The organism is Ruthenibacterium lactatiformans (assembly GCF_000949455.1).
Classification (GTDB): Bacteria; Bacillota; Clostridia; order Oscillospirales; family Ruminococcaceae; genus Ruthenibacterium; species Ruthenibacterium lactatiformans.
Genome location: NZ_JXXK01000002.1, coordinates 247,500 through 267,332, shown reverse-complemented (window position 1 = coordinate 267,332; position 19,833 = coordinate 247,500). Strand labels below are relative to the sequence as shown.

Below are 19,833 nucleotides of genomic sequence, written 5' to 3'. Positions count from 1 at the left end.
GGCGTAATTCCTGTACAGAATGCGGATATTCCTGTTTTGAGCAGTGAATATGGAAGAGAGTTCGTGTGCCGCATTGGTACAGCAGCGGTTATCGTGAAAGAGGAGGGTAGCAGATGACAGTTCGACAGTTATCCAATGAAGTAGATGAGATTCAGTGCAAAGCGATCATTCAGCAGTATGATTATGAGAAAAACGATTATGAGTTCAGAGTTTGTCTGTCTGAATTGTATTCAGGACTTGATGAATATGAAAGAGTCATGGACAGACGTGTAAAATATATATTTGCAGATATGGAAGAAACCGATAGTGTTTTCAAAACAAAGCAACCGGTGCTTATTATCGAGGTGGAGGACGAAGAGTGACTGGTGATATTTTGGTCCGCAATATTGATTTCGAGCTGTTGTACGAACAGAGAAAGGCTGTTCTTTCCTGCTGTTTTAGTAATACATTAATTCCCACAGATGTAATTGAAGGGATCATAGGGTTGTTAGATTCAATGTTGGATGCAGCCGAAGAAGAAGGATATTTTAAAATTCCGGAGGATGAAAAGTGATGTTGTATGATGTAGGCGTAACAAGAAATCTTTGTGGACATGTTTTGATCGAAGCTGATAGCGCTGATGAGGCGGAGAAAATTGCCTATGACCGATACATAAAACAGGGAAGGGAACTTCCCGACATGGACGAATGTGACGAGTTGTCATTTTGTGCAGAAGAGGCTGGCGTCAATGTCGCCAAGTTGTCCGTGTTGGAATTTGCAAATATGTTATCGCACGGGCGTGAGGGAGAGTGGGGGCCGCGCGGTCTGTTTTATGTTGAAGATGGAGACAAAATCGTGGCTGTAGACAATCGAGACGGGTATGCATTTACTGAGGAGTTCGATACATTTGAAGATGCAGTAAACTGGTTGTTAGAGTGATTTGCCCATTGCTTGCAAATTTCGCTTCGGTGGTAGCAAAGAAATAGGTGACTTTATTGGACATATAATGTGATAGCCTTTTAGATAGGAGGCGATCAACATGCTGAAACGGTTAATGTATTGGCTGCGCGGTAATAAAAAGTGTAAAAGTTGCTGTTTGCTATGTAAATATTATGATCAGTGCCGGGAGGATATGGCTGGAATATAAAATATGAAGAGGTGTTGCGATGAATGTTACGGAGTTTTTTGTGTTTATCCTAATGCTGCTGTATGTCCGCAATAAGGTCATACAGAATTCAAATTAAATTGGAGGAGTGCTATGGAGGTTAACTACGTGAAATTAGCTGCGGCAAATCAACAGCTTGAACTTTATGCCAATACCGGAAAGCCACTTAATAAGGCGGCAGCTTTATACATCGTATCATACATAAACTGCGTCCTTAAATCAACGGTCAGAACAGACCCGGAAAGTTTTTCGGTACAGGGGGGATCCACTTAGTGCCGTTTGGACCTTTAGGTCTGCTGACGCTTTTAGGGCTTGGGGTATATACCGTCAGCGACAACATAAAGGCAAAAGCAGTACGTGACAAACGGGACGCAGAATACGCAGCTTTAACAAGAGGCTGTACACAGAGATCACGCCAGAAGCAATTTGAGCTTATGGCAAAATACGATGTATTTAATGAAGACGGTGTGCCCCACCGTCTTACCGCGCATGAAAATGGTACGAATGTATTTTTAGAAGCACGAAAGTGCATCCGCCGGTTGATGGCGAAAGAAGGCTTGCCAGTAGACGAATATGATTTGCGTATAAAATTTCCTGGTAAAGATTTTTAGTGGTTATGAAAACAGTATACATTGAAAGAGCAATGAATGGAGGCTCGAATATTGAATAAAGTAAGACGTACACAGATTCAGAGGGTGTCTGATTCGATTTCAAACATCATAGCAGAAATTGAAACGATTCGTGATGAGGAAGACGAAGCTCGTGAAAGTATGCCTGAAAATTTGGTTGGCAGTGAACGCCACGAGACAAGTGAAGTTGCTTCGGATACGCTGCAGGATACCATTGATTTGCTGGAAGAGTCTGTTGAAAGGTTGAGTGAAATATCATAAAGGCTTGTTGTAAATTTCATGAAGGAGCTGTTCAGATGTTTTCCAGACATCAGACCGTCCGGTCAGCCAGTCGAGCGAAACCCCCATACAGTCGGCAACGGCGATCATGGCGTCATATGACGGCGGCGTACCGCCTGTCTCCCATCCACGAATCGCATTTTCAGAAAAATAAATCATTTCAGATAATTCTCGCCGCGTCAGTTCGTTTTCGTCGCGCCATTTGCGTAGCTTGGCTCCGAATGTTGTCAATGCCATTTAGATGGCACCTCCATGTATTGCAAACTATTTGAAGAGGGAGTATCATTAAAACATCAAATAAACAACCATTGGTTGTTAAATGCTTAAATAACAACTTATAGTTGTAAAAGGAATTATACAATATAATATGTCCGATATCAAGGACAATTTGGAAGGGTGTGAAATTTGCTTGAGACATGTAGACGTGGATACGCTGGTATCAATGCTGGATAGAAAGAAGTTTAACATTGTAGCTGGAGGTATTGCGGATGGAGATTGCGGCTGGGAGGTCAAGTTGGAATGTAAATACGCGATGCTCACTCAAAAACCGGACAGGCTGCTGTTGCTGTCACCTAAGCGGCTTTACTATTGGGTGGACATGAGCAGCAAAAGCGCCGTGTCCATCCGTGAAAGTGAAATCAAATGCATCACCGTCGATGACCAGTGGATTCATGTAAAGACAACGACATTTGAGTTTCATATTTGTATGGTTTGTATGGGGGGATAGTCGATGAAAGAAACAGCTGTGTGCAGGCAGGAAAAGGCGAATTGTATCAGTTCAGATATTTTGGCTGATATGCTTGATGGTACGGATTTTTCTGTTTGGTCAGGCCGTGATCCGAAGAAGTATGTTTGGGAAGCGACACTGAAGTGCAAATATGCGCGGCTCACACAGAATCCGAATAGAACTCTGTTGTTATCGCCCGGCGGGAGTAAGAGAACGGCGAATCGAAGTACAGTTTCCATCAATGAGAGATCCATTGTGAGCATCGAAGAACTTGAGGACGACTGGATTCGAATTGTTACCACTTCGGAGGATATATATATCCACAAAAGAAAATAGCAAAAAAAACTCCCAAATAAGTATTGACAAAACAATAGATTGCGATTATACTATAGTCATAGGGGCGAGCGGCTACATACTAAAAAGAAAGAAGGCAATTGATGCAAAGCAAAAACGCCGCTCCTCGCTGGGGAGAGCTTTGGTATTGTGATCTTGGAAGTGAAGATGCCTGTACAGGGTCCACAATATATTGTGGAGTACGGCCGGTGCTTGTTACATCAAATAACAAATACTCAGCGTATTCATCGCAGTATCAGGTATATCCACTTACAACAAAGCGTACAAACAGGCGGTCCCCATCCCACGTAAATGTAGAACCGAATGATTTAAATGGTTTGTCACGGGAATCAACGATCATTGTGGAAAATCCGATGATCGTGTCAAAAGAGCAGATGTTATCCTATATCGGAGAGCTTGAACCGTGTTTGCTGCAGCAGGTTGCGATAGCAAAGGTAATGCAGGAACCATTACTTGCACTGGCCATAGGAACTGGTATTGAAGAGAGTAGTGAGTATCTCGCCGTAGCAAACTATTGAAAAGCCAATGCAAAAATCGTACAATGTACATATTGAGATGAGGAGGCCAGTATGGATATTTACGATGAGATCCTTGGCGAGTACGAAGGAGATACGACGAAATCGCCGATAGCGACGATATTAAATGACATCCGTGAGGCGGAGAAAAGAAACCAGGTGCCGCTTGAGCGGTTTACAAAAGAGCAGTATATCCAGTTGGTAAACGCTCGTATTTTCTCACGCTCCAGCATAGCGACGCGGTTGAGCAAGATCAAGCAAATTACGGAAAAGAAGTGTTCACGCTGCGGCATCTCGCAAACGGATGTTCTATTTGATTTCCCCACGCCGAAAGAGACGATCGAATATGCAATTGAGCAATATGTAAAAATCCTGTTTTCATCTTTTGGCGAATTCAACGAAGCACTAAAAAACAGGTTTGATTTGAATACGCATATAGGGCTGCGTTCCTATGTGTTCTGGGGATTGCTCTGGTGTGGGATACCGCATCAGAAAGTTGCCGGCATTCGAATGGAAGAAATTGATTTCCAGCACCAGAAGATTGGAGCTCACTATATACGGTATGAGATCATGAGTGCCGTAAAGAAATATTCAGAGATCAACAGCTTCGATGTGGGCAGAAATGAATTCCTTGAGATAGCAAACCGCGAGTATTTGTTTCCTGCGCTTAAGTATACTGGAGCGGAGCATCAAACGACCCTTTCGATACGCAATGCGTCTTATTTGCTTTTGGATAAGGCGGTCGGACACGATGGTTTGGAAATGAAGATACAAAATATGTCGTTTGACACTGTGCAGAAATCATCGCTGTTTGAACAGAAATTTGACATTGAGTCAAGTAAAGGCTCCGATAAGGAAGAACGCTTCCTTACGAATTTGTTCCCGCAGTATATGGTAAAAGCCAAAAGAACGCATGTCGCTCACGAATATCTTGTTTGGAAGAAAATGTACAGATGACAGGCAAGGGGAAAGGCACGAAAGTGCCTTTTCTACAACACAATCTAATTATCAGTTAATACTTAAGCGTTCAAGCTTTATGCTTGAACGCCTCATGTGCCATTAGCTCAATTGGTTAGAGCGCTGGCCTCATAAGCCATGAGTGACGAGTTCGACTCTCGTAGGGCGCACCATCCCCTTGTGGCGGTGCACAAGGTTACATTTGCGGTGCGGTGGATTTGGAACATCTGCTGTACGGACACACCGATATTGTCCTAGAAGATGCGAACGTGGCATCTGAAATGGGGGAAGTACCCAAGAGGCATGTCCTCGGTCAAACTTGCAGCCTGGAAGTTCAAGCTTCTGGTGTTTACATCGGATGCCTATTTACACAGGGCACTTGAGCGAACCTTGCATAGTGAAATCACTGCGCTACTTGCAGAACGAAAGTATCTATGCAATTATATTTTGCCATATAGTGGCAGGTCGGCTTTGTATTTCGTCCTCTGCTGACCAATCATACATTTGAACCTGCTGGTCATGAACAGTAGGCTCATGCAAGCGTAGCTCAGTTGGTAGAGCACCGCACCAGGAGGTATGTAGTAGGTTCAAATCCTACCGCTTGCACAATTTTTATGCCGTAATTAAATCTACGGTAACATGCTCGGTTATCCACAGCGGCCTGTGGAGCTGATTTGAAAGCAGATTACATCTATTGATATGTGAGGATCAACACCTCATCTGAGTGGCAAAAATGTTTTGAGGAGAAGGAAGCATAATGGACGATTTGATAAGCCGAAAGGCGCTGCTGGAAGCGGCAGAGCACAATGTGGAATTTCAAGAGGGAATAGTAGATGTATATATTTTAGAAAGTATTTTGGCAGGTATGCCCGCCGTTGACGCCACTCCGGTGGTGCATGGGCGGTGGGATGATTCTGGATGTTTCAAATTTTTGGATTGTAAAATTGCCGTTAGATGTTCGATTTGTGGCGGTTGTCTAACCGAAAAAGAATACGCCGAGAGCGTTTGGAATTTTTGCCCGGTGTGCGGAGCCAAGATGGACGGAGGGAATGACAATGACTGACCAAAAAGCGATTGCCATATTCACGGGCTTGAAGATGATGGTGGGGACCGAAGCAAAGGAAGCATGTGATGTTGCTATCTCCGCCCTCCAAGAGCGTGAGGAACGAAGCAAGGGATGCCGATTCTGTTTTGACGCTACGCTTGAACCAGACCTTGAAGGATGCGACCTTTCGTATCATTACGTTGGGGAATCTGAACAGAAAAAACGCATTATGATCAGGTCAGGTAACGGAAAGCCTATGGCTATTATGTTTGAGGAATTGAGCGGCAATCAGTGGCACACTGTCGGTATTTATGAGCCAAAGTTCTGCCCCATGTGCGGCAAGCACCGGGAGGGTTCACAATGCGAGAAATAGAAGTACATGAGTTTAAAAAAGTGCCGCGGAATTGCTCCACATGCCTGTATGGCGGAGGCATTGGCTGCGGGAATGCGAATGTAGGAAAAGATTATCTGGCGTATTTGTACGGATTCCGAGAATGCCCGCATTATTGGCTCGACCAGCATCGATTTGAACCTGTTGATGGTCGCAGATGGTAGGAGGATTGATATGGAGAGATTGACTTATGATTTTTGTGTCGGCAATAAACATTGCTGGCAGGTAAAAGGCGCAGACAATTTAGAGTGTAGAGAAGTGTGTCGGAATCAAGGCGAAAAGGGTTGTACTGACTGCCCTATTGCAAAGGCGTTTGACCGCCTCGCTGCCTACGAGGAAACCGGGCTGGATCCGGAGGAAATCGAGCGCATTTTAGATTCATACGGGCGCGGCATGACCTTGCGAACTGAAAACGCTCAGCGGTTGGGAATCATCAAGGAAATTTCTACTAACCGCCTCCGCGAGCTGGCGCAGGCGGAGAAAGAGGGGCGGCTGGTGGTGCTGCAGAATGTAAAATATACCGATTCGGACGGAGAAAAGGCATTGCGCCATCGTGGTTCGGGTTGTGCTGCTTTAAGAAGTACATACGGTGTTGAAACCGACCCGGAGATTATCACCAACGCCGACCGCATCCGTGCGATGGATGATAAGGAGATTTCGGTTTTATTGAGCGCTGTAAAATTTAGGCGAGAATGTTTTATAAAAATACCGGATTTTTTGAGTATTCAAGATGCATACAAATGGCTTCAGCAGCCAGCAGAGGAGGCAGACCATGAAAGCAATTCCGAACCATAGGGAGAACGGTATTTGCCGGTACTGCAAGCGGCGCGCATGCGGCCGCCTCAAACGCTGGTGGCATCGGTGGTTCGTTTGCGAGGAATGGACATATTTTAGAGACTATTATGAATTTAGGAGATAAAGAAATGACGAACGTTGTACTTGTACGGCATGAAGGTGACTTTAGTTGCAGTGGATATCTTTTTGAAACACCTGTGGATTTGAAAAAGGGGCAGCGCGTGCGTGTGAAAACGCGCCGGGGCGAAGCGGATGCTATTGTCATTCATGATAGCGCCGAAGTTGATGATAGTGTGCTTGCCATGATGGCGACTGTCTGTCATGCAAAGATTCCGCTTGCGCCTGTGGTTGGTGTGTATTCGCTCATTCTGGTAGGAAAGGCCGAAAATGTGTGTGTGGAGGAAAATCGGTGAAAGCATAGCTGTTTGACAAAAGAAAAAAACGGCCGGCAAAGCCGACCGTAAAATACTAGTTTTTAGCCTTTGAGGAATTCCAAGATTTCCTCTGTAGATTTTCCGCTTTCTTCGAGGGCTTTAATAAGGTTCTCTCTTTTTTCCTTTTCAGCTTCTTTGGCGGCGCGTTTTTCCTCCTTGAGCTGTTCTTTATAGGCTGCTTTTAACTCTTCTTTTGCTGCCTTTAAATCGGCTTCGAGCTTCAGGATTTTTTCATTGATCTTTGCAGCCTTTCCGGTATAAGTGACTTCTTTTTTGACTCCACGAGGCATAATTTACACTCCTTTTAAATCTGTGGTTGTTTTAAAAACAGTATACCACAGTTAATTATAAAAATAAACAAGAATTTACACGATCAGAGGGAAGAAGATGGCTATTAAAGTAATTTGTAATCGTTGTGGAAAGGAGATTGATGCAAACACATATAGTTTTTCTTATCACCAACAGTTGGGATATGGCAGTGTGCATGATGGCGATGAATTAAGTGTAGATCTTTGTCCGGAATGTACCGATGAGCTAATTACATATCTTACGGAAGAATGTACAATTCCTCCGCTTGCAGAAGGTGATGCCGTCTAGCAGTTTTATATGTCATAGAAGTAATATTAACAGTAAATCAAAATACATAACAGAGGAGAATCGTTTAATGAAATTTGAAATGAAGAAGCCGATTTTTGAGTGTCCGTATTGCCATGAGAAAATTGAGGGTGACTATGCAGCGTACCAAGAACATGTTCAGGTATGCTATGAGAAAGACATGGCACGACAGAAGTTGAAGAATGAAAAAGAGATTCGTTTGAAGAAACTTAATGAAGATGCAAAAAAGTTTGAAGAGGATTATCATTGTCAACTTGTATATTCCAGCGATGTCTATGATCCGTTTCGTGTGTTTCGACATATTATGGCATAGTGTTTAAATGTGAGAAATGCGGATTCGAATTTGATGAACCAGCCGTATTTATAGACGGTCACGGCCTCGATTCACCGCCATATGAAGTCTGGAATCTGTGTCCTTCATGCAAAAGCGAATGGATTACTACGATTTGTTTGGAACAAGAGGAGGACGAAGAGTGACAAGGTGGTTTTGGATATTGCTACATATTTTCAATAATGTTTGCTGGAAGCACGCTAAGTGGAATGGAGACAATTTGATTTGCGAAAAATGTGGAAAGCTGATTGGGTTTAAAGTTCCTGTGAATCGAGGCGGAAAAACGTTTTACTTTTATCCGACGACACAAGAAGGTCTTATGCATCAAACTGAAATTTGTGATAGGTATAAGCTGTTGAACATGACCAGCATCAATTTCGATGCCGATTATGATTGACATAAAATAATTAATTTATTAAAGGAGATTCAACTTGGCAGAAAAGAAAAAACTCGTTTGATTGATTTGGTACAGACTCGTGGTTCGTTTAGTGTTTCTGGTCTTGTGACTGGGACCGACAAGGATAGTTTCTATGAGGATAAGCTTACACAGAGCACCAAGAAACCATTCCGATCAGTTAATTTTGGAGTGAAAATCGACAAAGATGGCAGCTCTGTATATACATACCTTAATGGTATGGAACGTAAGTCCGTGTATTATTCTCGCCGGGAAGACAAGGCAAAAGGGATTACAAAGGACACACAGGAAGTGGCATGGAAAGATCGGTATACTTTCGATAAAGAAGGCTATCGAATGATTGGCGTAAACGTTGGTGTCAAGAAAATTGTTGATAAGAAGGGAAATGAAGTCAACGACAAAAAAGTTCTTACCGAATTCGATGCATGTGAAGAGATTGGCACGAACTTGAAAGATGACGCAAGCGTTTTTGTAAAGGGAAATCTTGAGTTTAGTACATACAATGATAAGCATAATGTTCGTTTGGTACCCACCCAGGTAAGTTTGTGCAGACCGATTGACATGGAGGCAGAAGACTACACTCCAAATGCACAGTTTACTCAGGTGATCGTTTTTACCGGGATCGAACCAAACGAAGATAAAACGAAATTTACGGTATCTGCAAAGATTGTCAATTATGAGTCGATTGAAGATGCAGAGTTTGTCATCTATGATTCGAAATTGGCTACTGCATTCCGCAAGAATATTAAGCCTTATTCGTCCATCAAAGTTTGGGGCGATATTATTGTAGAACGCGATATTGAAGAGGTTGAGGAAGCCAGTGTTTGGGGCACTGCAAACAAAATGGAACGCGTAAATTCGCCTACGCAACGCTTGTTTGTGATTACTGGTGCGGATCCTCAGACAATTGATACTGAAGAATATTCGGAAGATAAAATTGACAAGGCAATTGCTAAAATTGCAGCATCAAAAAAAGCTGAAGACGATTACGGTAGTTCTAATTCGAATGGTGGCAACTGGGGCAAGAGTCTTGAAAGCAACGATGAATTGGATGATGATGAGCCGTGGTGAGCCAATAAATGATAGATAAAGTAATCTAAAAAGGTAGGTGCAATATGAAGAAAAGTTCAAAAAAATGTGATTATTTGGACCGTGAGAGTTTGATTGAATTTCTAAACGAGGATATGAAAAGAGCTGATTTTTGGGCTACTGTTTCGTTAATTGCGGCAGGATGTTCAGTCTTTTTCGCTGTTGCTAATATTATGAGACTTATATTGTGGAGTTAACACATGTAAATCCGCTCCCACAAATTCCATTTTTGGAATATGGGATGCAAGTTTTGATGTTGCGCCAGCTGTAACTTTTTGCGCTTCGGTTATTGCGATTTCTTGTATTTTAGACTCGTCATTTGTGATGTAGTTATTTTGAATTTGGCCTTGTTGCAAATGTGCATTATCATGTAGACGTAAAGTTTCATTGTAAATTAGATTTTTGGCTATGCTTGCATACTTGTGCGCCCTAACGGCAGAAATGACTGCAACAATAGCGGAAACGACTGCGGCAATACTTTCCACGCCAGTGAGAATGGTATTAATGTTGTTTAAGTCCATAACAAAACGTCCTTCGCGGTTATTTCTTTTGCTTAGCGCTACTTATATCCCATATTATAACACAAAAATTTATTGGAGGAACTAATTTGGCAAGATTTAGAAGTGGAAATGCAATTCAGAGTAAGATTCAGATGATTCTATTTGGCAATCCGTTCACGGGAAAGTCAACAATGGCGCTGCAATCTGCATACCTAAAGAACCCGGACGGCTCTCCGTTCAAAGTGCTGTACCTTGACCCGGAGAGCGGTAGCGTAGATGATTATCTTCCTACACTTGCAGAGAACGGTGTTGATATGCGGAATATCCTTATTGCATATACGCAGTCAATTACAGAAGTTTTGGAGTTTATTGAACGGGCCAAGAATGGTGAGGATTTTTACATTCCAGACGATGATGGAAATGAAACAGACGAAGTATATCTCGACAGTGACGGGAAGCCCTTCCGACCGGATATGATTGTGGTTGACGGCGCAAGCGTTTTGAATCTTACCACAAAAACAAGTATTGTTGAGTTTTCAAAAAAGAGAGCAAAGGTAAAAGCTGCTGCTGCTGGCCTTACTGGAGACGAAAAATTCGTCAAAATTGAAGGCGCGGGCATGGAACTTAAGGATTACCAGACGGTCAATTTTAAAGGACAGGAATTGATTCTTGATTTGATGGGTTCCGGCAAACACTACATCGTTACTGCGCGAGAAACGGACGAAAAGATCACAAAGGAAATCAATGGTAAGGAAGTCACTGTTGCTACTGGACGTAAAATTCCTGATGGCTTTAAGAATATGGATTACAATGCGAAAACCTGTATTCGTATGTATCGTGACGAAGATGATTATACGACGGTTCGCGCTTTCGTTGTGAAAGATCGTACCGGCATTCATAAAGCTGGAGACGATATCGAAGATCCGTCTTTGCTCGATTATCAGGATTTGATTGATAAAACCTCTGGAAATAGAGAATTTGTCATTAAGAACACTATTCACGAGGCAATCAAAACAGAGGAGCGTAAATATGCAGAGGAAATTGGTGTAGAACAGAGCGAAAATGAAAATGAGCCTAAGGAAAACACCAATGAAGCAGAGGTACTGAGAGACAAAATTACAGGTATGATCAATTCGTTGTCCCCGGTACTGAAGCAAAAAGCCAAAAAAGCCGTTGCTGACGCAGGTTTGCCCACGGCAATGCGTACGGTTTCTGATGTAAAGGTTCTTCATCAAATCCTTAAAGTCGTTCAGGATATTGGGTGATTGTCGTGAAGATTACGCGTAAATGCGGAATCTGCGGGGAAGAAATAAATCTTGTGTTAGACATTCTGGACCTCGTTTACGACGAGAAAACAAAACGATTTTTACATGCCAAATGTGAAAAAGAAAGACTTCTCAGCCGAAAACGAGGCAGAATGCCTTCGGATGAGGTGGATTCGCTTGTTGAGAAGATGTCCGTTGATGCTCGTGAAGCAATCGCAAAGTGTGTAACGCAAAAACGAAGATCGACAGGAAGCAGAAATAGGGAGAAAAATACTTCAGATAACCCCAAAAGATTGCTTACAGACTATTTGTTGTATACGTATGATTTGTCATGTATGCCTAAATACATATATGTAAAATTGGCCAGTGTGTACAGCGGAAAATATGAGGGATTAAAAAAACCATGCCCTCCTGAAGATTTGCTCGATATGTGGCAGCGTAAGCAAGCTTACCTTAATCGCGTGTATGAATACAACAAGCAAAAAGGCAATTGTATGGATTCAATACAACGCATTAGTTATGATTTGGCGATACTATTGAGCAGATATGATGGTTACTTGGAATGGAAAGAAAAGCAATCCCTTCTGGGAGAACAACAGCAAGAGTCCGCGAATGTTATATACGAAAACATTATACCACGTGCAAACAAACCCAATCGCCACAAAGGCGACGTATCAATTGCTGATGTACTCGATGAAATTTGAATTTCGGGGGGGGTGAGAAAATAGAAGAAACGGTATCGAATATTACCAATGAAATTATGGTTGTTGGTTCAATTTATCGTAACCCTGATCTTATCGTTGAATATAGTCAGTATATCAAAAGCAAATATGATTTTTTCGATGAAGCCACACGTTTCTTTTATGAGTGCGCAGTTACAATATTCGAGACACGCTCTCAGGCTTTGAATAAAACAGTTGTAGTAACATTCATGAGCGAAAATCAGGAGCGTCTTGCGCAGTATAAACTTTTGCGTGGTTGGAAAACAATCGCGGACTGGATGCAGCTTGCTGTTATAGATGATTTTAAAAATTATTTTGAAGTACTGAAAAAGTATTCCTTGCTTCGAGAATACCAGCGAAATGGTTTTAATATTGAGAAGATCATGTCGCACAAGTTGTTCGAAAAGTTTACTGCGTCCGATATTTACCGTATGATTCGCTCTAAAGCTGATCGGATTAATACTGTGATTTTGACGAATGACAGTGCGGAAATACTAAACAGCAATATAAAGGATACGCTGCATCATTGCATGGAAGCTCCCGATATGGGGTTGCCAATTCCGTTCCCAATTATGAATGATGTTTTTCGCGGCCTGAAAAAGAAGTCGGTTATGGCGGTTGGTATGCTCAGTAATGCGGGCAAAAGCAGATATATGGCAAAACTCATTGCATATATCACGCTTGTGCGTAAGGAAAAGGTTCTGGTTATGCTCAATGAGATGACTGTAGAAGAAATGCGATATGCACTTATCACAACAGTGATAAACAATCCCGAATTTCAGCAGTTGCATGGTATCAATCTGAATAAACAGGAAAGAGAAATCACTTTAGGTCTTTACAAGGACAAAAACGGAGAATTCATTTATCCTGAAAAAGATGATTGGGGTGATGTCACAGAGCCGATTGAGCATTACATCGAGCGTGTATCAAAGCTGTCATCTGAATATAACGATATCATGCATATTGCTGAATGGATTGAAGACCAAACACAGGGGCTGATTTTTACCAAGGATGTTTCAATGGCTTATGATGATAAAACTCTTGAATTTGAAATACGAAAAGCAAGTATGACGCAAGGCATTGAGTACGTTTTCTATGATACCATGAAAAACGATATCGCGACAGTTGGAGATTGGGCGGCAATGATGGTAAGCGTTACTAAGATCACGGAAATATGCAAACAACTGAATATGTTTGGCTATTTGTCCATTCAGCTTACTGACGATGCCAATTATATTGAACCGGATGAACTTGTCTCCAATCAAATCGCGAACTGCAAGGGATTGAAGCGTGTGCTGCATACATTGTTGTTATGTAAGGAGATACCGCCAAATAAGTTTTCGAAATATGGGTATGTTGCTTCTGAGACGGATTGGGGAGAACCGGCAAGACATGATTTAAATCCCAATAAAAGGTATTATGCCTTCAATGTTGATAAAAATAGGTTTGGCACAAAGCCACATCTTTTGTTTGAAGTCGATTTAAACTTGAACACATGGATCGAGGTCGGAGAGCTTGTAAGAAAGTGAAGGTGAGCTTTTATTGAAGTTCAAGACCTGAAGAATTATATTCTTGAGAACAATCAAATTGAAACAGTTTTAGAAGAGCTTGGGTGCCACCACATAACGCACAAAGGAGGATACTATTCCTGCGGGAATCCGGACGGAGATAATAAATCAGCAATTACGGTATATGAAAACGAATTTATCTCAGTCGTAGATTACACGAGGGATATACCAAAGGTGGGCAACGGCTCAGACTTGTTTTCTCTTGTGCAATTTTTTAAAGATGAATCCTTCTTTCAATCAATAAAAATGGTATGCGAGTGGATTGGAATCGATTATTACCATGATTTTGACGCCGATCTTCCTGCCAGTATACGAATTGCACAGGAGATTATTGAACTTAGTGGTGATATTGAAAAGGATTATGACAGTAAACCATTGCGTCCAATCAGTGAGAATGTTCTTTCGTATTACATGCCGTATGTAAATGATTTGTTTTTCAAGGACAATATTGATTATGGCACGCAGGCTAAATTTGAGGTTGGATATGATGAACAGACAAACCGGATAACAATCCCAATCCGGGATGAAATCGGTACACTGGTTGGCGTGAAAGGCCGGATGTTTGGGAAGGCTCAAAAGGATGGAGAACTGAAGTATTTATATATTGAGCCAACCAATCGATCAAAAGTGTTATATGGTCTCAATCATACATACGATGCAATTCAAAGGGCGCATAAAGTTTATGTAGGGGAAGCAGAAAAAAGCGTTATGCAGCTTTGGAGCATGGGCATGTGCAATGCAGTCGCTACTGGCGGAAAAAGGGTGTCTCGACAGCAAATTGATATGCTCACACGTTTGTGTGTAGATGTCGTGTTCCTTTTTGATAAAGATGTGTCGCGAGAAGAGCTTGATACATTGGCGGGGCGATTTATTGATGAGATACACGTGTATGCTGTTATTGACACCGTAGGTATCTTGGAAGAAAAAGAAAGTCCAACCGACGATCCGAAAAAATTTAAAAGGCTTATTTCAGAGTGCATAAAAAGAATAAAGTAGGTGACATGGAGCTGGATTACGAGCTTATTCCTGGAAGCAGAAATGATGTTACGAATATCGAATTTACAATATTAAAGAATAGAGGCATAGAAAACCCAAAAGAGTACCTTTCTTTGAAAAGTGACTGCCTGATTCCATACCAAGATCTTGAAAACATAGACGTGGCTGTTAGTTGTCTGCTTGGTCATTTGGACGATGAAATTCATGTTGTCGTAGATTGCGATGTTGATGGTTATACATCTGCTGCGATGCTGATTTCATATTTAAAAGATCAGAAGAAAGATATAAATATTACATATCACCTGCATAGCGGAAAACAACATGGCCTTCAAAGTGATATTGAAATACCAAAGTCTGCCCGATTGGTGATTGTCCCTGACGCTGGTACGAATGATATTGAACCATGTAAGGCATTAAATAAAGCAGGGATAGATGTAATAATTCTTGATCACCATATTGCTGAAACTGAAAATCCATATGCAATTGTTGTAAACAATCAGACATGCGGATACACCAATAAAGAATTTAGCGGCGCGGGAATTACATACAAATTTTTGCAGGCGATTGATGAAGAATTGTGGACGTCATTTGCAGATAAATATATTGACCTTGCGGCCATTGGGAATATCGCTGATGTGATGGATATGCGTTCCTATGAAACAAAGTATATCGCGGACAAAGGTATAGCATTGATTTCAAATCCTCTTATAAAGCAGTTGTGTGAGCAAAACAGTTTTAAAATCAAATCGGATCCTACAATACATGACATTCAATTCTACATTGTGCCGGCTATTAACGCGGTGATCCGGGCAGGAAATTTGGCGGAAAAGGAACTTATGTTCAGAGCTTTGCTCGGAGAGTATGAAACCTTTAAATATAAGAAACGCGGTGAAAAAGAAGCAACGGAGGAAAGCATTTGTGAAAGAGTTGTTCGTCTTGCTACTAACATAAGAAACCGCCAAAGCAAGGCGTGTAAGCACGGCCAAGATGCCATTCGTGATTTTATAGAGCGGTACAACCAGCGTGAAAATAAGATTCTTTTTGTCAATGTGACCGGGCTTCTTGACGAAGTATACACTGGTCTGACGGCAACACGAATCGCTGAAGAGTATACGCGGCCATGTCTGCTCCTTCGTAAGCGGAATGAAGATGAGAACTTGTATGGTGGCTCTGGGCGAAATATCAACAACGGTTCAATCGATAATTTGAAATTGTTTTTGGAATCAACGGGATGCTTTGAGAGCATTATGGGACACGAAAATGCCTTTGGGGTTGAAATCAAAAAAGAAAACATTCCCAAAGCAATTCAATCGTGTAATGAGAGATTGAAAGACAGCCCAATCTTGAAGTCGTATAAGTGTGACTTTGTCATTGGCAATCAGGATCTTACTTTTCCACTTGTCAAGAAAATTGATGGAATGTCCAGATGTTGGGGACAAATGGTTGAGGAGCCGTACATTGCGGTTGAAGGTGTTCATCTTGACAAAAAACAGGTTTCACTTATAGGAAAGCAAAGCAATACTCTGAAGTGGAAAGACGAGGAAACCGGAGTTGAGTTTGTCAAATTCTCGTGCAATGAAACGGATCCAATTTATCAGGCACTCAACGATCCATATGATTCAACGGCGAGCTTTGATATTAATGTCGTTGGCCGCGCGTCGATCAACGTTTATAGAAGCATGGCCACACCTCAGTTTATCATCATAGAATATGAGGTGTTGTGATGTACAGTTCGCTTCACAATCATTCTGAATTTTCTGTGCTTGACGGATACGGACATCCGCAAGAATATCTCGAACGAGCAAAGTCGGTAGGACTTAATGCATTTGCAATAACCGAACACGGCAATGCATATAGCTGGATTTATTTTGATGAACTAAAAAGAATTATCCTGAGATCAAGATGATTTATGGTGTTGAGCTGTATGAATGTTTTGATATGTCAGTGAAAGACAGCAATAGTAAATACTTTCATCTTGTGGCGCTTGCTAAAAATGAGCGCGGTAGAGTGGCTCTCAATGAAATTGTCACACAAAGCAACTTTGAAGGATTCTATTTTAAACCGCGAATCGATTTAGCGCATTTAAGACCATATGCGGATGATCTTATTATTTTGTCTGCGTGTTTGGCATCAAAACTCGCCAGAGAATCAGACTATGGCCAGTGTGTTAAGTATATCAATGAGTACAAAAGCACATTCCCTAATTTCTTTCTTGAAATGCAAAGTCATAATACAGATGAACAGCGCCGATACAATCAAAAAGTGTTAGAACTGGCTGAGGCAACAAACACAGAGTTTGTTATTACTACGGATAGTCATGCTGCGACGAAGGATGATTTGTACTATCAAGCACGTCATGTTCAAATTGCTCACGACGATGAAACCCTGACAGAACTGTACGATGGCTGCTACATTCAGTCAGAAGCTGAGATTTATGAGGTTATGTCCTCTCAAATTGGAGAGGAGAACGTAAAGCTTGGCCTTGCAAGCACCAATAAGGTTGCCGATATGATAGAAAATGTGGATATGCCATTTCAGGCACCGCAACTTCCCACATATCCGTTGCCAGATGGATTTGAAGACAATCTTTCCTACCTCAAACATCTTACGGAGAAAGGATGGGAACGAAGAGGTTTCGATAAGCTCAGCGGCGCTGCACAAAGAATAAGGGAGAAACGGCTTGAATATGAACTTGGAATTATTCACCAAATGGGGTTTGATGGATACTTCCTTATTGTGTGGGACTTCATTAAATATGCGAAAGAGAATGGACAGGCGGTAGGAGACGGCCGTGGTTCTGGCGGCGGCTCTATTGTGAATTTTTTGCTTGGAATATCAGAGCTTGACCCTATTGAAAATGATTTGATTTTTGAACGCTTCTTGAATCCGGAGCGTGTAAGTATGCCAGACGTCGATTGTGATTTCTCGAATCGTGAGTTTATTGTTGATTATCTTACGCAAAAATACGGAGAAGACCACGTATGCCAAATCATTAATTATTCGTATATAACCCCTATCGTGGCAATCAAAGATGTAGGAAAAGTACTTGGCATTCCGTATAGCGTCTGCGATCGAATAAGTAAAAAATTCACGTACAAGACGTTTGAAGAGTGTATTGAAAATAATAAATCACTACTCGATGATTATAGTGAATACGATGAGCTTTTCCGAATAGCTTCTCATATTTCCGGACGGTTGCGCAACGTGAGCATACATGCTGGCGGAGTTGGTATTGTTGATGCAAAAATTACAGATTATATGCCAATGAAACTTGGAAGCAAAGGCGAACATGTCATTCAAGTCGATAAGAAAAAGGTTGAGGAAATCGGAATCATTAAGTTCGACGTACTTGGCGTTTCAACCCTAGCGGTTGTTCAAGAAGCAATGAAAGACATTGGACTGTCAGAATGGGATCTCAGTATAAACAATCCTGAGTTCGCGAATGACACGGCAATGTACGAATTGCTTGCAAGCGCAAGGACAAATGGCGTGTTCCAGGTTGAAAGCAGCGGTATGCGCGATTTGCTTTTGAGGTTGAAACCGACAAACCTCGAAGATGTTTCGGCCGTGCTGGCACTGTATCGTCCAGATAGCATGGGTGCTCTTGAAGACTATATCAATCGCAAAAACGGTGAAAAGGCAATAACCTACATCCATCCCGACATGGAACCGATTTTGAAAAAGACTTATGGTTGTATGATTTATCAGGAACAGCTCATGGATGTTGTCAGGAAATTTGGAGGCCGTAGCTACGGAGGGGCTGACAAGTTTAGAAAGGCTATCGGCAAAAAGAATATTGAACTTGTAAAAGAAGAGTCTGAGAAGTTGTATGGAGAAATTATTGCAAACGGATATCCTGAAGGGATTGCAAAACAAATCAGCGATGATCTCAAAGAAAAAGGCGGATATCTTTTCAATAAATCGCACTCTGCGCTTTACTCCATTCTAACGCTCAAGACTGCGTATTTGAAAGCGCACTACCCGGAATACTTTTTTAAGGCGTTACTCAACCAGAACCGCAATGATTATGGCGTAATAAATAAGTACATCATAGACACAAAGGCGTTTGGCATTAGTGTATTGCCTCCCAATATCAATCGGTCAGAACGATATTTTACGGTGCATAACTCTAAGATACTGTTTGGTCTTGAGGCCATCCGAGGGGTTGGGGAAAAGGTTGTAGCACAAATTTTAGAAGAACGTAAAACGAATGGGCCATTCACGGGGCTTGAAGATTTTATCACGCGTGTTTCTCCGTCCACTGCGGTGGTGGTATCGCTCATAAAAGCCGGCGCGTTACCATGCAAAGACAAACGTGAGTTGTTGGAGCGTTATGCGCAATCACTTTTTGAGCAGAAAGAATACACACCGGTAAAAACCATTTACACGCATAAAGTCATGCTCAATAAATATGGAATTGATTGTTCGGTGATTAAAGGCAAGGAAGAACGCCTGGCTTTGCTTAACAGCAGAAAACGCATTGAATTTTATACCTATCAGGAACAAAGACGCATGAAAGAGATGCATGAGTTTGAAGAAAAGTATATGCAGAACGAAGCGTTTTGGGAATTTGAGGCGTTGTCCATTTTCCTTGGCGTCAATCCATTCGAATACGCATATCAGTACATCAATGTGGATTATGATGAAGCTGCCCCTGATACCAATGTAACAATCGTAGGTATCATTGCCAATGTTCAAAAGAAGAAGGACCGAACAGGAAAACAGTTCGCTTTTTTGAATATGTACTCTGTGTTTGGTTTAATGGAGGTTGTTTGCTGGCATACACAATTCAAACAGAATGAAGATATTATCAACAGAGGTGCTCAAGTGGCAATGCTGTGCAAAAAAGGAGGCGATGAAAAGCTTACGGCAGTAAAAGCAATTAAGCCATATACACAGTGGTTAAAAGATAGAAAAATATCAGACATTTAGTGTCGGAAAGGAGTAGCAAGTATTTCTGAAAGATTAAAATTTACAATTGTCCCTCAGATACAGCGATACTATGGCAATGACTTTGGAGTATATGTTTTTTCAACAACTGATGATATTCCAAAATTTGACG

General features: G+C 41.7%; 27 protein-coding genes and 2 tRNA genes. 26 read left to right on the top strand and 3 right to left on the bottom strand.

Translation table 11 applies throughout. From position 1 onward, the window contains the following. The first annotated feature begins 113 nt into the window (after positions 1 to 113). The 6 genes from TQ39_RS03310 to TQ39_RS03295 all read left to right on the top strand — a co-directional run bounded on the left by TQ39_RS03310 (position 114) and on the right by TQ39_RS03295 (position 2,034). Positions 114 to 362, top strand: a complete 249-nt coding sequence (locus TQ39_RS03310) for a hypothetical protein (RefSeq protein WP_050004550.1) — start codon at positions 114 to 116, stop codon at positions 360 to 362. After that, positions 359 to 553, top strand: coding sequence for a hypothetical protein (locus tag TQ39_RS03305; protein WP_050004549.1), 195 nt, complete (start codon positions 359 to 361; stop codon positions 551 to 553). The genes TQ39_RS03310 and TQ39_RS03305 overlap by 4 nt, the downstream gene beginning before the upstream one ends. Further along, the gene (locus tag TQ39_RS03300; protein ID WP_050004548.1) at positions 553 to 918 is read left to right on the top strand and encodes a hypothetical protein; all 366 of its coding nucleotides are present in this window, start codon (positions 553 to 555) and stop codon (positions 916 to 918) included. Before TQ39_RS03305 ends, TQ39_RS03300 begins: the two co-directional genes overlap by 1 nt. A gap of 319 nt (positions 919 to 1,237) precedes the next feature. Beyond that, positions 1,238 to 1,417 (top strand): hypothetical protein, encoded by a 180-nt coding sequence (locus tag TQ39_RS20685; RefSeq protein WP_156146181.1) that lies wholly within the window; start codon positions 1,238 to 1,240, stop codon positions 1,415 to 1,417. Then, positions 1,417 to 1,755, top strand: coding sequence for a hypothetical protein (locus TQ39_RS20680; protein ID WP_156146179.1), 339 nt, complete (start codon positions 1,417 to 1,419; stop codon positions 1,753 to 1,755). Before TQ39_RS20685 ends, TQ39_RS20680 begins: the two co-directional genes overlap by 1 nt. Before the next feature lie 51 nt (positions 1,756 to 1,806). Next, entirely contained in the window at positions 1,807 to 2,034 is a 228-nt protein-coding gene (locus TQ39_RS03295) for a hypothetical protein (RefSeq protein WP_069955684.1), read from the top strand. Here the strand turns inward: TQ39_RS03295 and TQ39_RS03290 are convergent. After that, positions 2,029 to 2,289 (bottom strand): helix-turn-helix domain-containing protein, encoded by a 261-nt coding sequence (locus TQ39_RS03290; protein ID WP_009323246.1) that lies wholly within the window; start codon positions 2,287 to 2,289, stop codon positions 2,029 to 2,031. The two genes, TQ39_RS03295 and TQ39_RS03290, sit on opposite strands and share 6 nt — an antisense overlap. Positions 2,290 to 2,566: 277 nt before the next feature. Between TQ39_RS03290 and TQ39_RS20675 the strand changes: the two genes are divergently transcribed. The 10 genes from TQ39_RS20675 (at position 2,567) to TQ39_RS03245 (ending at position 7,249) form a co-directional block, all read left to right on the top strand. Then, a complete protein-coding gene (locus tag TQ39_RS20675; protein ID WP_156146177.1) occupies positions 2,567 to 2,779 on the top strand; it encodes a hypothetical protein in 213 nt (70 codons plus the stop codon). 3 nt (positions 2,780 to 2,782) lie between these two features. Beyond that, a complete protein-coding gene (locus tag TQ39_RS03280) occupies positions 2,783 to 3,115 on the top strand; it encodes a hypothetical protein (protein WP_050004545.1) in 333 nt (110 codons plus the stop codon). 101 nt (positions 3,116 to 3,216) lie between these two features. Next, entirely contained in the window at positions 3,217 to 3,651 is a 435-nt protein-coding gene (locus TQ39_RS20080) for a type II toxin-antitoxin system PemK/MazF family toxin (protein ID WP_082052104.1), read from the top strand. Between the two features lie 51 nt (positions 3,652 to 3,702). Beyond that, positions 3,703 to 4,605, top strand: coding sequence for a hypothetical protein (locus tag TQ39_RS03275; protein ID WP_050004544.1), 903 nt, complete (start codon positions 3,703 to 3,705; stop codon positions 4,603 to 4,605). A 96-nt stretch (positions 4,606 to 4,701) separates the two neighbouring features. Then, positions 4,702 to 4,778, top strand: a tRNA-Ile gene (locus TQ39_RS03270). A 363-nt stretch (positions 4,779 to 5,141) separates the two neighbouring features. Further along, a tRNA-OTHER gene (locus TQ39_RS03265) sits at positions 5,142 to 5,211 on the top strand. Between the two features lie 151 nt (positions 5,212 to 5,362). Next, a complete protein-coding gene (locus TQ39_RS03260) occupies positions 5,363 to 5,668 on the top strand; it encodes a hypothetical protein (RefSeq protein WP_050004543.1) in 306 nt (101 codons plus the stop codon). Then, positions 5,661 to 6,023 carry a hypothetical protein gene (locus tag TQ39_RS03255; protein WP_050004542.1) on the top strand — a complete coding sequence of 121 codons (363 nt, stop codon included), beginning with the start codon at positions 5,661 to 5,663 and terminating at the stop codon, positions 6,021 to 6,023. Before TQ39_RS03260 ends, TQ39_RS03255 begins: the two co-directional genes overlap by 8 nt. Before the next feature lie 192 nt (positions 6,024 to 6,215). Continuing rightward, a complete protein-coding gene (locus TQ39_RS03250) occupies positions 6,216 to 6,836 on the top strand; it encodes a hypothetical protein (protein ID WP_050004541.1) in 621 nt (206 codons plus the stop codon). A gap of 128 nt (positions 6,837 to 6,964) precedes the next feature. Then, positions 6,965 to 7,249 carry a hypothetical protein gene (locus tag TQ39_RS03245; protein WP_050004540.1) on the top strand — a complete coding sequence of 95 codons (285 nt, stop codon included), beginning with the start codon at positions 6,965 to 6,967 and terminating at the stop codon, positions 7,247 to 7,249. Positions 7,250 to 7,311: 62 nt separating this feature from the next. Here the strand turns inward: TQ39_RS03245 and TQ39_RS03240 are convergent, their stop codons facing one another. Further along, entirely contained in the window at positions 7,312 to 7,560 is a 249-nt protein-coding gene (locus TQ39_RS03240; RefSeq protein WP_009323229.1) for a hypothetical protein, read from the bottom strand. 97 nt (positions 7,561 to 7,657) lie between these two features. Between TQ39_RS03240 and TQ39_RS20670 the strand changes: the two genes are divergently transcribed. The 3 genes from TQ39_RS20670 (at position 7,658) to TQ39_RS03225 (ending at position 9,702) form a co-directional block, all read left to right on the top strand. Continuing rightward, entirely contained in the window at positions 7,658 to 7,867 is a 210-nt protein-coding gene (locus TQ39_RS20670; protein ID WP_156146175.1) for a hypothetical protein, read from the top strand. Between the two features lie 67 nt (positions 7,868 to 7,934). Next, positions 7,935 to 8,198 (top strand): hypothetical protein, encoded by a 264-nt coding sequence (locus TQ39_RS03235; RefSeq protein WP_050004539.1) that lies wholly within the window; start codon positions 7,935 to 7,937, stop codon positions 8,196 to 8,198. A 472-nt stretch (positions 8,199 to 8,670) separates the two neighbouring features. After that, complete coding sequence (locus tag TQ39_RS03225; protein ID WP_050004538.1) at positions 8,671 to 9,702, top strand: hypothetical protein; 1,032 nt, start codon at positions 8,671 to 8,673, stop codon at positions 9,700 to 9,702. 164 nt (positions 9,703 to 9,866) lie between these two features. On the opposite strand, the gene TQ39_RS03220 is transcribed toward TQ39_RS03225, so the two are convergent. Next, entirely contained in the window at positions 9,867 to 10,241 is a 375-nt protein-coding gene (locus tag TQ39_RS03220; protein WP_009323221.1) for an SAM domain-containing protein, read from the bottom strand. A gap of 86 nt (positions 10,242 to 10,327) precedes the next feature. Between TQ39_RS03220 and TQ39_RS03215 the strand changes: the two genes are divergently transcribed. From TQ39_RS03215 to dnaE, 7 genes are all read left to right on the top strand, one after another. Continuing rightward, positions 10,328 to 11,485: a DEAD/DEAH box helicase family protein gene (locus tag TQ39_RS03215; protein WP_156146174.1), complete on the top strand. Its 1,158-nt coding sequence runs from the start codon at positions 10,328 to 10,330 to the stop codon at positions 11,483 to 11,485. A gap of 5 nt (positions 11,486 to 11,490) precedes the next feature. After that, positions 11,491 to 12,189 carry a hypothetical protein gene (locus TQ39_RS03210; RefSeq protein WP_156146172.1) on the top strand — a complete coding sequence of 233 codons (699 nt, stop codon included), beginning with the start codon at positions 11,491 to 11,493 and terminating at the stop codon, positions 12,187 to 12,189. After that, on the top strand, positions 12,186 to 13,736 hold the full coding sequence (locus tag TQ39_RS03205) for a replicative DNA helicase (RefSeq protein ID WP_050004536.1): 1,551 nt from the start codon (positions 12,186 to 12,188) through the stop codon (positions 13,734 to 13,736). The genes TQ39_RS03210 and TQ39_RS03205 overlap by 4 nt, the downstream gene beginning before the upstream one ends. A 213-nt stretch (positions 13,737 to 13,949) precedes the next feature. Beyond that, positions 13,950 to 14,771: a hypothetical protein gene (locus TQ39_RS03200; protein WP_009323216.1), complete on the top strand. Its 822-nt coding sequence runs from the start codon at positions 13,950 to 13,952 to the stop codon at positions 14,769 to 14,771. A gap of 5 nt (positions 14,772 to 14,776) precedes the next feature. Further along, positions 14,777 to 16,495 carry a DHH family phosphoesterase gene (locus tag TQ39_RS03195; protein ID WP_050004535.1) on the top strand — a complete coding sequence of 573 codons (1,719 nt, stop codon included), beginning with the start codon at positions 14,777 to 14,779 and terminating at the stop codon, positions 16,493 to 16,495. Next, complete coding sequence (locus TQ39_RS21960) at positions 16,495 to 16,677, top strand: PHP domain-containing protein (RefSeq protein ID WP_082052103.1); 183 nt, start codon at positions 16,495 to 16,497, stop codon at positions 16,675 to 16,677. The genes TQ39_RS03195 and TQ39_RS21960 overlap by 1 nt, the downstream gene beginning before the upstream one ends. Then, a complete protein-coding gene (gene dnaE / locus TQ39_RS03190) occupies positions 16,674 to 19,703 on the top strand; it encodes a DNA polymerase III subunit alpha (protein WP_050004534.1) in 3,030 nt (1,009 codons plus the stop codon). The genes TQ39_RS21960 and dnaE overlap by 4 nt, the downstream gene beginning before the upstream one ends. The last annotated feature ends 130 nt before the right edge of the window (positions 19,704 to 19,833 follow it).

What these genes read in the sequence shown, in the direction of transcription:
- dnaE (WP_050004534.1), top strand. Translation starts at nt 16,674, where the DNA reads ATGATTTATGGTGTTGAGCTGTATGAATGTTTTGATATGTCAGTGAAA.
- TQ39_RS03310 (WP_050004550.1), top strand. Translation starts at nt 114, where the DNA reads ATGACAGTTCGACAGTTATCCAATGAAGTAGATGAGATTCAGTGCAAA.
- TQ39_RS03260 (WP_050004543.1), top strand. Translation starts at nt 5,363, where the DNA reads ATGGACGATTTGATAAGCCGAAAGGCGCTGCTGGAAGCGGCAGAGCAC.
- TQ39_RS03195 (WP_050004535.1), top strand. Translation starts at nt 14,777, where the DNA reads ATGGAGCTGGATTACGAGCTTATTCCTGGAAGCAGAAATGATGTTACG.
- TQ39_RS03290 (WP_009323246.1), bottom strand. Translation starts at nt 2,289, where the DNA reads ATGGCATTGACAACATTCGGAGCCAAGCTACGCAAATGGCGCGACGAA.
- TQ39_RS03280 (WP_050004545.1), top strand. Translation starts at nt 2,783, where the DNA reads ATGAAAGAAACAGCTGTGTGCAGGCAGGAAAAGGCGAATTGTATCAGT.
- TQ39_RS21960 (WP_082052103.1), top strand. Translation starts at nt 16,495, where the DNA reads ATGTACAGTTCGCTTCACAATCATTCTGAATTTTCTGTGCTTGACGGA.
- TQ39_RS03255 (WP_050004542.1), top strand. Translation starts at nt 5,661, where the DNA reads ATGACTGACCAAAAAGCGATTGCCATATTCACGGGCTTGAAGATGATG.
- TQ39_RS03250 (WP_050004541.1), top strand. Translation starts at nt 6,216, where the DNA reads ATGGAGAGATTGACTTATGATTTTTGTGTCGGCAATAAACATTGCTGG.
- TQ39_RS03275 (WP_050004544.1), top strand. Translation starts at nt 3,703, where the DNA reads ATGGATATTTACGATGAGATCCTTGGCGAGTACGAAGGAGATACGACG.
- TQ39_RS03220 (WP_009323221.1), bottom strand. Translation starts at nt 10,241, where the DNA reads ATGGACTTAAACAACATTAATACCATTCTCACTGGCGTGGAAAGTATT.
- TQ39_RS03300 (WP_050004548.1), top strand. Translation starts at nt 553, where the DNA reads ATGTTGTATGATGTAGGCGTAACAAGAAATCTTTGTGGACATGTTTTG.
- TQ39_RS03245 (WP_050004540.1), top strand. Translation starts at nt 6,965, where the DNA reads ATGACGAACGTTGTACTTGTACGGCATGAAGGTGACTTTAGTTGCAGT.
- TQ39_RS20080 (WP_082052104.1), top strand. Translation starts at nt 3,217, where the DNA reads ATGCAAAGCAAAAACGCCGCTCCTCGCTGGGGAGAGCTTTGGTATTGT.
- TQ39_RS20670 (WP_156146175.1), top strand. Translation starts at nt 7,658, where the DNA reads ATGGCTATTAAAGTAATTTGTAATCGTTGTGGAAAGGAGATTGATGCA.
- TQ39_RS03240 (WP_009323229.1), bottom strand. Translation starts at nt 7,560, where the DNA reads ATGCCTCGTGGAGTCAAAAAAGAAGTCACTTATACCGGAAAGGCTGCA.
- TQ39_RS20685 (WP_156146181.1), top strand. Translation starts at nt 1,238, where the DNA reads ATGGAGGTTAACTACGTGAAATTAGCTGCGGCAAATCAACAGCTTGAA.
- TQ39_RS03235 (WP_050004539.1), top strand. Translation starts at nt 7,935, where the DNA reads ATGAAATTTGAAATGAAGAAGCCGATTTTTGAGTGTCCGTATTGCCAT.